This is a genomic window from Streptomyces albipurpureus (genome assembly GCF_023701525.1).
Lineage (GTDB): Bacteria > Actinomycetota > Actinomycetes > Streptomycetales > Streptomycetaceae > Streptomyces > Streptomyces albipurpureus.
Window position 1 is genome coordinate 425,232 of sequence record NZ_JAMQAW010000008.1, and the last position, 13,771, is coordinate 439,002.

The window sequence follows — 13,771 nt, forward strand, 5'->3', positions numbered from 1 at the left end:
GTTCCATCCATCCGCCTCAGCGGTCCGGAGCGAGCGTTCTACAGCGGACCATGCGTCGGACTCGATGAACGCCTCGGCTGCGGAACCGAGGACGCGGCGCGCGACTCTTGTGAGGCGGTGGCTGACCGTTCGTGCACAGACGTCTGTGTACTCCGCCGCCAGTTGAGTGATGCTGTAGGCGCGGTCCTGTTCTGCCTGGATCGTCTCGTGAGCGGAGAGCTGGGCGCGGTTGCTGCGAGCGACGGTGTCGAGCACGTCGCGCATGTTCTGCCCTTCCTCGGCCGCTGCGTACAGCCAGTTGGAGCGACGGCCGCGGGTGGCCATGACGTAGGCCGCCTCTCGGCTGGTCCGGGTGGTGATCAGGCCGTGGGCCGTGTCCACGGTCAGGCCCTGCGCGCGGTGCACTGTGCTGGCATAGCCGAGTTCTCCGTGCCTGCGGAGGTACCGGGAAGGGAGCACGACACGGCCTCCGTGCCCGGTGTGCCGAACTGTCGCGCTACCGGACTTGTCGAGCCTCTCGATGCGCCATTGGTCTCCGTTCTTGACGTAGTCGTGTCCCGCGAGCACAGGGAGCCGGGGCTGGTTCCTTCGGGTGATGATGACGTCGCCAACGGCAGCCCGGAGGTCGTCCCGCAGAGCGATGGAACGTGTCAAGTCAAGGTTTCCGGAAGCGATCTGGTACGCCTGGGCACGGACGTTCAGCTCGCGTACCGCGTCTGTGTCGTCCGCCATCATCAGAGAGTGGAGACCGGCTTCGGCGTCGGTCTGCCAGGCGGTGAATACGGCGTCCAGCATGGCATCGGGCGTGCCGCCGACGATGCGGTTCTCCGTGAGGTACCAGCGCCACGCGTCGGGAGGGTCAGCGTTACGAAGGGTGAGGCTGGCATGGGCCTCGCCGTCCGTCTGGAATCGGTGAAGGGTCTCCAGTCCCACTGCTCCGACTTCGTTGGCCACTCGTCGCAGATCGCCGCCGGCTTCTACGGAGCCCAGCTGAGCGGGGTCTCCGATCAGCCTGATCAGAGCGCCTGCTGTCTCTGCTTCGCTGGTGATGCGGGCGAGTCGCCGGTTGCCAGCCATGAAGGTCTCGTCCACGACGATGACGTCACCGGGGTGGAGAGTGAAGTCGTCCTTCACCTTGCGCCCTTCGGCGAGCCGGTCGCGTTGTGCAAGCCACCTGTGCACGGTGTGTGAGCGGACGCCGAGCTCGGCCTCCATGACTTTGGCGGCCCGGCTGGACGGGGCGAGCGCTATCAGGCGGCCTCCGGAGGCCGCCACGGCATCCCGTACCAGCTGGAGGGCGGTTGTCTTGCCTGAGCCGGCTGGGCCGAGACCAAGCACGAGCAGTCGGTCCGAGCAGGCGAATGCCTCGGCGAGCCGCCGTTGTCCCGGGTCGAGAGGGGGACCGACGAAGCGGCTGGCGACGGACGCGAAGGCGTCGTGCCCCAGTGCTGGGATGACGCTTCTTTTTGCGGCTTCGAAGATGCGAGAGCCGACAGCCAGTGTGTCTTCCGATGTGTAAAGCTGTGATTCGCGACGTCGGTAGATGCTGGTGCCGTCCGCCCGTAGTAGCGGTGCGAAGGGGGAGTGGAGATCGGGGGGCGTGATGTCGATGGAGCCCTGCTGTAGTACCTGCTGTGTGATGCGTTCGGCCAAACCTCGGGTGTCGCCTCGACCGCTGGTCAGTCGGACGACTTGTCGCCGGGCTTCGGCCAGTACGTGTCGCTTGCCCCACACCGTTCGTTCCGATGACACGGTGTGCAGTACGTCACGGGCCGCTTCATCGACGTCGACGGCTGCAACGGAATCTCCACTTGCGAGTCCCCCTTGGGCGACGTGGCGAACGTGTTCCAGCAGGCCGTCGATTCGCGCTGCGCCGAACATTGCGATGGCCTCAGAGCGCCATGCAGTCCGTAGAACGGACAGGGCTCGTGCCTTCTTCTTCTTCTTCGGACGGGAAAGTTGGGCGGCCTGTTGGATGAGTGCCATGCGGGCGCTGATGTCGGGGTCCTTCTTGTAGCGATCCCGGTACTCGTCGAGGAGCCTGTCGAGGTCGCGACGAATGTCGCGACCTCGTTTGGAGAATGCCTGGAGGAGGTCGTCGTCGATGCCGCTGATGGCCATCACGGGGCGCTTGCCGGGGGTTACTTCCCTCTCCTCGGCCTGAACACCGAGCCGTCGGCAGAGCTCTTCGACGACACGCTGGTTGTAGAGTTCGCTGGCTGCCACGCCCATCGCGTACAGCAGTTTGCCGTCGATGCTGCGCCACTTCCCGTCCAGGCCACGGACTTTGTTGGCGACAACGACGTGGTCGTGCAGCAGGGGGTCTCCGCATCGGCTGTCGTAGTGGCGATAGCGCGCGGCGATGAGTCCGCGCACGTCCTCTTGGGCGATTCCGTTGATGCCGGTTCGGGTCGCCAGCGCGTGTTGTTCGATCCAAGCGAGCGTGTCGGCGATGGCCAGCTCGTGAGCTTCTTGGACCTCGCGGCGTGTTCTTTCGTCGCACAGCCCCCACAGTAGCGAGGCGTACTTGTGGCGGAAGACGAGGTCGTATCCCGCGACGGCCTGACGGTCGCACGAGGTGTTCGCGCTGATGTAGCGGCTCAGCTCCTGGGCGTCTTTCGGGGACCGGCCGAAGTCTTCGCGGAAGGCGAGGGCACCCACCCTGCCTCGAAGGCTTTTGCGTTCGGGATCTGATGCCTCGCGCCCCTGGCGTGCTTCGAAGTCCTCGATGGCATCCTGGATCTTGGCGGCGAGTGGTCCTTCGGTCCGGTCGTACCGGTAGTACCGGCGGCCAAGGCGGGCTTTCCGCAGGGCGGCTGGAGCGCTCAGTCCCTGGGCGGTGGCCTGTTCGATGATCTGGTCGGCATCGGGGTGTATCCCTTCGCCGAAAAGAGCTTTCATCTGCAACTCTGTGACAGGGCCGGAGACACCTAAGTCGCTTGCTCCGGAGCCGGTCCAGACTCCTGGCGGATTTCCTTCGGCGGTGTAGTAGTCGCTGAGGTCGCGCTTGCCTGAGCGGCGTTCATCGCCGGTCGCAATCTCGCGCGTGTAGTACAAGTAACCATCCCCAGCGCTGAGCTTGTGGATGGTCATCATGCATTCAGATTACCTTGTGACATTGTGAATGCAAGAGCTTCGACCGTGCCAAAGGCACGGGAAGCATGAGGAGTTGGGGATGGTGAGGTACGAGCCGAGCCAACGACGCTGCGCACCCGTGCCTTTGGCACGGTCCGCGTAGCGCCACTCGGTTGTCCACAGGGACGCTCTCCCGAGCGTCCCTGTGGACAACCGAGTCTTTCCGTTTTCCACAGGAAGATCACTACGGTGATTCCGCCCGTGATCTCTAACCGGCGGACATCTACCGTTCGAGATAGTCCACAAGGGCGCCCGTATCATGGGGAGTTGCCCGGCTCGGGGAAGTCGGGTAACCGTCACCGGGAGGAGGCCCATGGCCGAGCGGAGAGGGGCACGCACCGTTCGCGCACGGGAGAAGGCTCGCGCACTGAACGCAGAGAGAAGGCAGCGTGAGCAGCAGCTGGAGGACCTAGCCGTCCTGTGGTTCGAGACCGACGAGCAGATAGTCGATACCAGTAACGCGGCCCAGCAGAAGATCGACAAGTACGTCGCCCGTGTTCGTAGCGAGGCGGAAGGGGAGACCGGGAGGCTGCGGGAGTCGATGAACGGGGTCGTCGCCGACATGCTGAAGCTTGCGGGGGTGCGGTCCGTGGCCGAGCGTCTCGGTATCTCGGAAGCCGCGGTCCGTGAGGCCAAGGTGTCACTGGAGGGCACAAGCGGTGAGCCTGTGGATTCTCCGGCGCCCCCGGAACCTGCCAGCGGTCAGTCGCCGTTGTCCGTGGACGCGTTAGCAGAAGGGGCGCGGACACCCTCTGCATGAAATCGCGAAGCCTGGGCTCCCGACCTCGACTGATCCCCCCGGTCGGGAGCCGCAGCAACACTCCCCACCTAGCGGGGACCACCTACGGTCGGAGGCGTCACCCATGACTGCGGGGAGAGCTGAGCTGGAGTAGCTACCGCGGCTGCGGTCTGGTGTGGGTGCTGCCCTGGCAGAGCACCGGGATAGGCCGGCTGCCGCACCCACCGAACCTTCGTCCCCGCAGAGACTTCGGTGCGCCAGGGCTGATCCGCACTGAAGAGAATCCACAACTGCTCGCCGTCGCGGGCGACTCGTTCGTACCGCGCCAGCCTGAACCCCACAACAGTTCCGTCACCGGTCTCCAGCTCTATTGCCAAGCCGATCCAGCTGGGATTCAGCTGCTCGATCGACCTCTCATCCATCCAGTCCTGTGCCATGTACTCCCCTTCCGACAGCCTGAGGTGAGAACCGTCAACTGCTGTGACGGTACCTTTGGCAGTGACCGTTGCGGAGAACCCAAAGCGCCCCGGACGACGCTGGGAGCGTCGGCCGAGGCGCTGGCCTGGCATCGGATCTTGAGTTCACGCGCCCGGGATCACCAGGCGTATGCCATCCGCGAAGCCATGGAGGTAGCGGGGAGCTTCGCCTTCATACCCCTCGCCATTAATCTCCTGGCCGATGGGCGTCTCGTGCATAGCCTTCCGCCCGGAAACCTGGGCCGACAGGGCGAGCATGGCGCAGTACAGGGAGCATTCTCCATAGGCGTCAGATGGGTCGGCGAAACGGGGGATGCACGCATCCAGGAACGCGCGGCCGGGCTGCTCTTAAGGCAAGACTCATGGCACCGAGGATCACGTCACCCTTGCGGAGCTGGTCGACACGCATCAACTGTGCGGCTGAGGTGTCGAGACCAGGGAGCGGGTGGGGGTAGGTCGCCAGATACCAGCTGAACATCCCGTTGCCCTCGCGGGCTGACGGGATGCGGGTGTCAGCGGTGCGGACGGTGCCGTCCATGAGGTCGACGTCAACAGTCCTCCTATCGCGTGGCTCGACCTGGAACACGGGCGGGATGGCCTGCAGGCCGCGGATCATCTCCCAGACGGTACGGGCGGCATCTGCGGGGTTGTCCCCAGGTACGTCATTGTTCGTCCAGGTGAAGCGGAAACCGGGCATGGTTCTCTCCTATGGGTGGGTCCTGTGTTGTCGCCGGTTCCGCCGTCTGCCCGCAGGTAGACGGCGGAACCGGCCCCAGTGATCAGAGGCGGAATCTGTGCTCGCCGCGGTTGTCGGCCTCGAAGTACATGTGCTCGTCCTCCCTGTGCTCGTTCTCAACATGCCTGTACAGAACGTGTCCAGGCCGCTCACGGATCACGACGTTGACGCCGAAGACCTCGGCGACGTAGGTGTCGCTCGGCTGCCCCTCGGCGTAGTCACCGTCGTAGACGCGGAACTCGCCGTACCTAAGAGTGACGCTCGTCGGCGGAAGAGCGGTGCAGTCGCCCTCGGGCCGGGATTCGGGCGGCAGGATGAACGTGAGGAAGTAGGGCGGCTTCGCTCCACGTTCGGCGCTCCCCGTCTTCTCCAGATGCCATGCACGGCCGTGGCCTGCTCCGCCGGACTCCTCAACGTGCTGATCGGCCTTGAGTAGAAGGTCGAAGGCGATCTCGACGTCTCTCTTGAGCAAGGGCTCTGAGGAAGGCTGGCCGCTGCGAAATACGAGGGAGCGACCTTCTCGTTCTCGACGCGGAGGAAGCGTGGAGGCATGACCACGTGCCAGTCGTTGACTGAGCGGTCGAAGACGACCTTGTGGGCGGTCGGCCAGTGTTCCCGGGTGATGGCCGCTGCCACGAATACGTAGCCTTCCGCCAGTTCGCGCCGTGCCTGCTGGAACTCCTGGTGCCGGGTGCTGAGGTAGCCCGTGGGAGAGGTATACGGATCGGGAAGGTTGGTAGAGGAATGGGGTGTGGGGGCGTTGGCTTCACGGGACATGCGGTATCTCCTATTGGCGGGTGGTGGAGCCATTAAGACGTCATCTCATTTGGTGAGTCTGCGGTAGCAGATGAGGGTGCAGGCGATGCTGGTGAAGGCGAGGAAATGCTCGGCTTTGCGTTCGTAGCGGCGGTGGAGGCGACGGCAGCCGGCGAGCCAGGCCATGGTGCGTTCGATGGTCCAGCGGTGGCGGCCCAATCGCTGCGAGGACTCGATGCCCCTGCGGGCTATGCGGTGCTTGATACCACGTCCGCGTAACCACCTCCGCAGGTGGGCATAGTCGTAGCCCTTGTCCGCGTGGAGCTTGCCGGGCCTACGCCGTCGGCGGCCGCGACGCGACCGGATGGGCGGAATCCCGCGGACGAGGGGCTCAAGAGCCTGGCTGTCGTGCAGGTTCGCCCCCGAGATTCCGACAGACAGGGGCAGACCGGTCCGCTCCGTGATCAAGTGGATCTTTGACCCGAACTTGCCCCGGTCAACAGGATTCGGACCCGTCAGGTCCCCCTTTTCAGGGCCCGCATGTTCACCGAGTCGATCGCACAGCGGGACCAGTCCAGTTCACCGCGAGCGCCGAGCTCGTCAAGGACCAGGCGGTGGAGCTTGGCCCACACCCGCGCCTTGCTCCACTCGGTGAACCGTCGGTGAGCTGTCGCCCCCGACGGCCCGAACGACGCCGTCGGCAACTGTTGCCAGGTGCAGCTCGACGTGGCCACGAACACGATCGCCGCGAGCACTTCCCGGTCACCGTGCCGGCGCCGACCACCGCCCTGAGGCCGCGACGGCGCTTCCGGCACCACCCGTTGGAACAGTACCCACAACTCATCCGGCACCAGCCGCTCAACAATGCCCGCCACGACCGACAGCCTACCCAACGTACCAAATGAGATGACGTCTAAGGGACTTGCCCTGTCCCTGAATGGCGACTTTCACGTCGGGGCGGTTGGCAGGCATGGCGTCGTGCCCGGCCCGCAGGTGGTAGCTGTCCATTCCCGGGGTTGGTTGGGGACCGGTCAGGTGTGCGACATCAGCGGTCCGGTGTGAGCGAGGCGACGAACTCCACGATCGCGGAGACAGCGGTGCGGCTGTCGGTATCCACGTCCGTGTTGTCGCTGTCGTACACGGTGCAGGTGTGGATGTCGTCTTCCGGCCGGATGTATCGCAGCACCTTCCAGCCCCGGTGCTCCTCAGCCCCGTAGACGGTGCTGCCGTCCTCGTCGGTGATACGGATCTCTGTGCTGTCGGGCAGGGAAATGATGAACACATTCCCCGTGTCGTCAGGGATGTCGAGAGTGGAGAGCACACCCCGGCAGGAGTCGATCCGGTAGGTGATCCCCGCGAGGTCCAAAGCCGTGCGCAGACTGTGCCCGGCGGTGCCTGCGGTGTCGTGTGAAGCCATGGCGAAACCCGTTCAGTTAGTTAAGTTGAGGCCGATGCCGGGCCGCGCGGGTAGGAGGGAATCCGCGTGGTTGCGGCCCGGCATGGCCGCTTCATTCGCGTAGGTGTGTGATGCTCCAACGGCTGTGAAAAGTTGGGGCTCGGCCGTCAGTTAGTCACCGGACAGCGGTACTTTCTGCACCGGTTTCCCCACAGGCGGTTGGGGTCGTGTTCAGACTTGCGCCAGTTGCACTCGGCACATGGAGCGCCCCACTGTGCGGGAACGGAGACAGGGGTGGCCGTGTACTCGTCTCCCGGCGCCCACGGGAACCCTCCGCGTGCGAACCGGATGGTTTCATCGGGCATGAGCAGTGCCCATCCGTCCGGCCAGTCGATCGGACCAGGCCTGAGCGCTTCGGTCACTGCATGACGTACGGCATTCTGCGACCACGTCTGCGGCTGACCGTCGGTTCCGGCTACCTGGTAGGCGGCTGCCGTGATGCAGCGGTCCGGGTACACGATGATGAGCCCGGAGGTGCGGTCTGGTGTGAAGCTGATCGTGTGGTGCTGTGCAGTCTGGCGGTAGTGGATCGTGTCGTCCTCCGTGATGCTGCCCTGGCTGCAAAGCCAGAAGCCGAGGGATCCCCGGAGGTAGTTGCGTACCTCCACCCCGGTCACGGCGCGCCTCCCGCATCCGATGCTTTCGCGGACGCTGAAACCGTCCGCGTTCCGGCCGATGGTCTGCGTGTAGGCGGCGTGGAAACGGGCGTCGTCGGTGACGATGCGCTCACGGGGAGGTCCGTCGTACCACACTGGAAGTGGATGGTTCTTGACCTCGATTCCCGGGAGTGGACTGCCGGGCTTGACCGGTACTTCTGCGCTCTGGGACATGCCGGATCGCTCCATGTTCTGGTGATGGAGAAGGAGGGGGCTTGCCCTGCCCCCGGTCGGGCGGCGGGGCGGCCGGACAGGCTCCGGTCCACCCCGCCGCCCGAAGGTCAGAAGAGAAACCGCTGGGGGTCTTTCTCGGCCATAGTGAGAAGCGCGGCGTCGGGGCCGCCTTTCAGCATGATCAACTCACGCGCCAGGACTGCGTACTCTGCGGCGGTCGGCGACCGAATGCCCGCCTCCGTAAGGAACTCGCCCAAGGTGTCCAGGACGTCGTCGGGGCATGAGTACGTCTCACCGAGGCCGTGGATACCGGCCGGGTCGCCGTCCTTCCATAGCTGTACCGCCAAGTTGCGGAGAACCGGGTCGAACACAGGCACAAGCCGGGCTGTCTCGCCTATAGGAACAGCACTGCCCTGGGGCATGGGAGCCTCCTTGATCTGGTGGTGGGGTTTGGTGGCGGGGGCTTGCCCTACCCCCAACCTGTCATAGGTAAATCTATCAAATATGGGCGGGGGAGGCAACCCTCCATGCGCCACAAACCGCACCCACCCTCACGTCCGCGCAGCGGACGGCCCTCACTCCCATTCGCCCAACAGCCGGTCCGCACCCGGCTGGCAGCCCGCGCCCCCCACCCTGCTGCCCCGAAGACACCACCCCCCTTCCCTCCCGGCAAAAAGAAAACCGAGGGGCCGTCGGACGCAGTGCAGGGGAGGACGGCATCTATTTTCACCGCGACGAAGGAGCGGCGAAAAAAGACGACGAACGACCTTGCGCGCAGTCCGCCGCGGCCCCTCACACTCAACCAGCCGGGAGGAACCACCCGCACCCAACCAACCAGCCCCAACCATCACAAACCACGGACCACCAGTTCCTCGATGTCGGTCCGGCGGAAGTACCGCGTACTTCCTACGGTGAGAACACTTCGCGGCGCCGATTTTTTCCTCAGTAGCGTTTTCACGCGCTCTCGGCGTTGAGCGGGCGTCAGCTGTTCCTGCCCGCCAGGGAGAAGTCCGGCGATCTCAGTTTGGGCGATGAGTCCGTACTCCGGCATGACTACGTCTGCGGCCTGCGACAGGTACCGGGCTGCTACCTCCCGCCCTACTCCGAGATGCTCGGCCACTACGTCCGCCGTGAGGTCTAGGCCGTTGGTGACGACGGTTCGCAGGATCCCGGAGACTTCTGCGACCCGCCCGGTCGGGTGCTGAGTTCCACTCGGCGTTCCGTTTGCCTTGGCGCCCCTGTCGGCGTACCCGGGGCGCTCGTCGTCGTACCAGGCAAACCAGCTTGCGACCGCCGCGGCATCGCGCTTCCGATCGCCCCCCGCAGGTGGAAACGGGCGCTCGGAATGAGCCGCGTACGCCCTGCCGAGGTTGCTGATGGCTCCTGGTGTCACGCCGCGCAGCCGGGCGATGTCCGACCAGCGCCACCGCTCGCCCGGGGCGTGGCTGAGCGGTTGGGGGGCAGCGGCCAGTCGCGGGCCAGAACGCCGGTCGGCAGCCCTTGGCCCGAAGAGCCTTCCGCGGGCCCACTGCGCGCCGGTCGCCTTCTCGATGAGCTGGACGCTGTGCGGCCCAGTCCGTGTCTTCTCCTCGGGGATGGGATCGGCGGCAAGCCAGTTCCGCAACGTCTTCGCCGATACGCCGGCGAGGTGCTCCAGCTGCTTGCGGGTGATCCAGTCCTCTTCCAGTTCGGCAAGCCGCTGGTCGAACTGCGTTTCCGTGGTCGTCACGGTGTCATCCTGTCGTATCGCGAAGTCGTAGACTGATGGGCGTCATCAACCGAGCCGCCGGGTTATTCGGTGTCCTTGGCTGGTGGTGGAGAAGGGGTCGGCGGTTTGCCCGAGCCAGCACGCTTCGGCGGGGCTGGCACGAACCCTTGGTTCGTATCGCCGACCCCGCCGAACTCATACGCTGTACGGGGCCTCGCGCGCGGCGTACCCTCACGGACCGGCGCAAACTGACCCCAGAAACCTAATTCTGCTGGTGGCCAGGGTGCGGCTGATAGGCCGCACCCTGGCCCGGGTCAGGGCTGCTGAAAGTCGGAGCAGGCAAGCGTGAAGAACGCTCCGCGAGAGCGCCCTCCGTGCTGCGTCTTCGGCTGCTTGCAGCTGGCGCAGCCGGGGTTGTCGGCCGTGAACGCGATTGGACCGGTGGAGAAGTTCCGGCATGCGGCCACTGGCGTCTCGTGCTCGGCCTGCCACTGGCCGCACACTGCGCACTCGCTCTGTGTCTCGCCGGTCGTGGGGACCGCTGTGTACGTCGCCTGGTCGAACCGTCCTGCGTGTGAGGTGAACACCACCTTGGTGGCATCGCCGCTTTCCTCCACGGCGATGGCTCCACCGCACTGCCGAGCGTTGATCAGCCGGGCGCGTACTAGCGCTCCCGATTGCGCACTGACCCACTGAGTCTCCCTACCCTGGGATTCCACCCTGACGATGTATGCGGATGCGGAGACGGTTCCGATCGAGTCTAGGAGCTTGTAGTCGACGGGGGTGTTCGGTTCGCTGCCGGTCAGTTCGTGGGCGTGCAACGGAAACGCGCTCAGTCGGGGAAGGGCTCCGATGGCGCTCACGTGAGGGATGCGTAGGGCGGCGATAAGAGCTGCGTCCCTGGTGGGGCCCTGAACTCGTGCAAGTTCCGTGCGGTGGAGATCGGTAATGGACCACCAGTCAGTGAGGTCCCCTGCGGGCGGCGACTGACTTCCGGGGAACGGCCCTAGTTCGGTGAAGGGGACCCGCCTGTACTCCCGATCGCTTACGCGCAGTACGGCTATCTGTCCGTTGCGGTCGGGTCCGCCCTCGATCAGTACCGTTTCGGGCCCCTGCCCGTCCCCGGGGGTGTGCACGGCCAGCCCATCGCGGCGCACGTATTCCGGCACAGGCCGTTCCCCCTGCAGCCCGGCGAGCCTCCGGCCTAGTGCTGTGATGTAGAGGCTTCCGAGTCTGAACCTGTCGACCATTGGTGCACTATCGATCACTGTGCCATCCGTCTTGCGGAACTCGGCCAAGCCGTCGCGGACCAGGCCGCACGTAGCCGCATAGTGGACGTTGCCCATACTGCCCGTATGCGGATTCGCCTCCTGTAGTGCCGCCGCCTTCGGTTCGGGCATCAGGGCCTCTCGACCCTCGGTGGTGATCACGAAGCGGGTGAAGCCGGTGTAGCCATCGGCCTGTACGGCGGATGCCTCCCGCTCATCGGGCGTAACTTCTTCGATCCAGTGGGCGGAGACCATCCTGTCCAGCGTGCGGCCCCGGACACCACCAGGGAGGGCGTGCTTCGAGTCGGCGACGGCTGCTAGGAGCAGCCGGCGTTGTGCGTCGGTAGGCGGTTTGAGAGCGGTCACGGCGATGTCCTCGTGGCGTCGGGGGGAGCCGGTCCGGGAGGTGGCCCCGGACCGGCTGATGCAGATGGCTAGCTGTGGTTCGCGGGTGGCGTGGAGAGGTCGGTGTTCTCAGCCACTGCTGCAATGCGCCTCAGTAGGTCCCAGTCACGGGCCCGCCCGTGGTGGATGTGGTGAATGCGCCGAGCGGCTGTCGCCGGGTCGACAGGTCCCGGGGCGAAGTGCAGGCAAGTCCTGTCGTTGGCTGCCGGGTTGACGCGACTGACGATGAGTCCTGCGTCGGCGAGGATCGCAGGAACTTCGGCAAGCAGCTCGGGGGTGGGCGTGCTGCTGCTGATGAGGTTGTGGATGCGACGTCCGGCCTCGTCCTCAGTGATGGAGGAGGGGGTCTCCCAGACCCAAGTTGCTGCACCGACGCAGTAGCGGCCGTCTGCGTCGGGGTGGGAGTGCTCGATCCAAGGGTCTCCGTCGCATTGTTCGACGCGGGTCACGGCTACGTCCTCTTCCCAGTGCACGGACGCTTCCCAGCCGGCGGTGTCCTGAACGATCTGGTTCACCGTCTCGGCACTGAACCGCGGGATGACGAAGCCCTTCCAGCGGTGGTAGCTGATCTCTGCGGGGTAGGGCCCCAAGAGGGAGGGGGCCTCGTCTATGACCACGCGGGCCGGGGTCCAGCTGTGGAAGTGGATGGACATGAGGTATCTCGATTCGGTTGGTGGTGGATCCCCGATGAGGCGGCTTGCCCTGCCGCTCAGCTGGGTTGCGGGGTAGGCCCTGCCCTAGTGGGGGGTGGCGTTGACGAACCGTGCGTGCCCGTCCTGTGCCAGGCGATGGCTGTCCAGTCCGAGTCGATCGCCGCACAGCAGCAGATCGGCGAGCAGACGGGACAGTGCGCTGTAGGCGTGCCCATGTACCTCCTCAGCTGGGGAGTTGGTGGTGGGCTCGAAGCGGTCGAAGCTGGCGTAGTGATCCCACAGGAATTTGAACAGGGTTTCCGTGTCCAGGTCCCGGTGCTCTCCGTACAGCAGGACCTCGCCGAACAACTCGCTGATGACCTCTTCGGCCATGGCCTCGTCGGTGGGGTCGATGAGCCTGCGCGAAATGATCAGCTCGCCGGGCTGCTGGCGCGTCTGCTGGCCGTACCAACGGGCAGCGAGCAGCCCGCGAACAGCCGGGTCCTGCTCGCCTGTGCTGGTGCAGTTCGCCAGGTATCGCTCGACGATGGCTCGTGCTGCGGGGGGCTTCTCGTCCCCTCCGGTTCCGGGGTTCATGACTTCCTTTCGAGGCGGTGGATCTTCATCCCACGTGCGCGGTTTGCCCTGCCGTGCACGTGGGAGTTGTGGGGTGGTCAGAGCGGAGCGCGACGGGCTTACGTACGTGGGCGTCGCGGTCAGGGCAGGGTCTCCGGCGCTGGCAGTGGTCCGGTGGGTAGCTGGGCCGCCCTGGCCAAGTCCAGCCGGTAGTACCCCCGGGATATGGCGATGCAGAGCGGTTGCCACCCGGCACGGTTGTCCCAGTTCAGGTGTGACACCCACTCCGACAGGCCGTCGAGTGCGTCGGGGTCCTCGATGTGGTGCACTTCGTCGGTGGCCGTCCAGTACGTGCCGAGCGGGACAGCGGCGCACCCGTACTCACCCACCCGCAGGGCAAGACCGGCGGCATCGAACTCTGCGTCGTGATCGAAGTCGGTGAGGATGTCGCGTACTGCTGCGGCGATCACCGTGCAGGCGATGCGGGCGCGGTGTGCATCGGCGGTGGCGAGCTGGGCTTGGGCATGGTCGATGGCGATGGTGAGTTCGCCCGGTTCGGGAAGGTCATAGGTCAAGGTGTGCTCCTGGTGGGATTGGCGGGAGTTGGCGAGGGCCGGGGCCGCTCGTTGCGCGGCCCCGGCAGGGAGGTCAGAGGACGCTGGCTACCGCGTGGCCCAGCCACTCGGGGACGTTGCAGCTCACGGCGTTTCCGGCCTGCATCGTCTTCGCGGCTTTACTGGTGCCCCTGACGATGTAGCTTTCGGGGAAGCGTTGGGCGTTCATCTGCTCGCGCCACTGGAGCATCCGGAAGTGGCAGTCCTCGATGTCCACGGCGGGCCGGACAAGACCGGCTGAGTCTCGGGTCGAGAGGGTGTGCAGCGGCTCTGCGACGTGCTTGGGAGTGGAACCCTTACGGAAAGGGATCACCAGGCCGTGGTGATTGCCGCCCGCCGTGACGGTCGCCAGCGGAGTAGCATCGACGCGTTCCGCAGACCCGTGGTTCCGGAGCGTGACGACGAACGGCGGGGCAGCCAGGCCGGGTACGGTCGTGTAC

The 13,771-nt window shown here is 65.6% G+C and carries 13 protein-coding genes and 2 pseudogenes; 1 reads left to right on the plus strand and 14 read right to left on the minus strand.

The window, feature by feature from the left end:
• Positions 1 to 822: 822 nt before the first annotated feature.
• Positions 823 to 3,096 (minus strand): annotated as a pseudogene (gene mobF, locus NBG84_RS41505) (MobF family relaxase); the annotation flags it as partial.
• A gap of 352 nt (positions 3,097 to 3,448) precedes the next feature.
• On the opposite strand from mobF, the gene NBG84_RS10950 reads away from it, so the two are divergent.
• Complete coding sequence (locus tag NBG84_RS10950; RefSeq protein ID WP_250919130.1) at positions 3,449 to 3,895, plus strand: hypothetical protein; 447 nt, start codon at positions 3,449 to 3,451, stop codon at positions 3,893 to 3,895.
• Between the two features lie 68 nt (positions 3,896 to 3,963).
• Here NBG84_RS10950 and NBG84_RS10955 read toward each other — a convergent pair whose 3' ends face one another.
• The 13 genes and pseudogenes from NBG84_RS10955 to NBG84_RS11015 all read right to left on the minus strand — a co-directional run.
• Entirely contained in the window at positions 3,964 to 4,311 is a 348-nt protein-coding gene (locus NBG84_RS10955) for a hypothetical protein (RefSeq protein WP_250919131.1), read from the minus strand.
• 328 nt (positions 4,312 to 4,639) lie between these two features.
• Positions 4,640 to 5,047, minus strand: coding sequence for a hypothetical protein (locus tag NBG84_RS10960; RefSeq protein WP_250919132.1), 408 nt, complete (start codon positions 5,045 to 5,047; stop codon positions 4,640 to 4,642).
• An 82-nt stretch (positions 5,048 to 5,129) separates the two neighbouring features.
• Complete coding sequence (locus NBG84_RS10965) at positions 5,130 to 5,558, minus strand: hypothetical protein (protein ID WP_250919133.1); 429 nt, start codon at positions 5,556 to 5,558, stop codon at positions 5,130 to 5,132.
• A 350-nt stretch (positions 5,559 to 5,908) separates the two neighbouring features.
• Positions 5,909 to 6,708 (minus strand): IS5 family transposase gene (locus NBG84_RS10970; protein WP_250919177.1). Its coding sequence is split into 2 segments (ribosomal slippage): positions 5,909 to 6,370 and positions 6,373 to 6,708, totalling 798 coding nucleotides; the frame shifts between segments, so codons are not numbered across the junction.
• Positions 6,709 to 6,887: 179 nt separating this feature from the next.
• A complete protein-coding gene (locus NBG84_RS10975) occupies positions 6,888 to 7,259 on the minus strand; it encodes a hypothetical protein (RefSeq protein WP_250919134.1) in 372 nt (123 codons plus the stop codon).
• Between the two features lie 146 nt (positions 7,260 to 7,405).
• Entirely contained in the window at positions 7,406 to 8,128 is a 723-nt protein-coding gene (locus NBG84_RS10980; protein ID WP_250919135.1) for a hypothetical protein, read from the minus strand.
• Between the two features lie 107 nt (positions 8,129 to 8,235).
• On the minus strand, positions 8,236 to 8,550 hold the full coding sequence (locus tag NBG84_RS10985; protein ID WP_250919136.1) for a hypothetical protein: 315 nt from the start codon (positions 8,548 to 8,550) through the stop codon (positions 8,236 to 8,238).
• A gap of 425 nt (positions 8,551 to 8,975) precedes the next feature.
• On the minus strand, positions 8,976 to 9,857 hold the full coding sequence (locus NBG84_RS10990; protein WP_250919137.1) for a hypothetical protein: 882 nt from the start codon (positions 9,855 to 9,857) through the stop codon (positions 8,976 to 8,978).
• A 293-nt stretch (positions 9,858 to 10,150) separates the two neighbouring features.
• Positions 10,151 to 11,470, minus strand: coding sequence for a hypothetical protein (locus NBG84_RS10995; protein WP_250919138.1), 1,320 nt, complete (start codon positions 11,468 to 11,470; stop codon positions 10,151 to 10,153).
• 68 nt (positions 11,471 to 11,538) lie between these two features.
• Complete coding sequence (locus NBG84_RS11000) at positions 11,539 to 12,162, minus strand: hypothetical protein (protein ID WP_250919139.1); 624 nt, start codon at positions 12,160 to 12,162, stop codon at positions 11,539 to 11,541.
• An 84-nt stretch (positions 12,163 to 12,246) separates the two neighbouring features.
• A complete protein-coding gene (locus tag NBG84_RS11005; RefSeq protein ID WP_250919140.1) occupies positions 12,247 to 12,738 on the minus strand; it encodes a hypothetical protein in 492 nt (163 codons plus the stop codon).
• Positions 12,739 to 12,857: 119 nt separating this feature from the next.
• Complete coding sequence (locus tag NBG84_RS11010) at positions 12,858 to 13,292, minus strand: hypothetical protein (RefSeq protein ID WP_250919141.1); 435 nt, start codon at positions 13,290 to 13,292, stop codon at positions 12,858 to 12,860.
• Positions 13,293 to 13,365: 73 nt separating this feature from the next.
• Positions 13,366 to 13,771, minus strand: a pseudogene (locus tag NBG84_RS11015) (DNA cytosine methyltransferase); the annotation flags it as partial.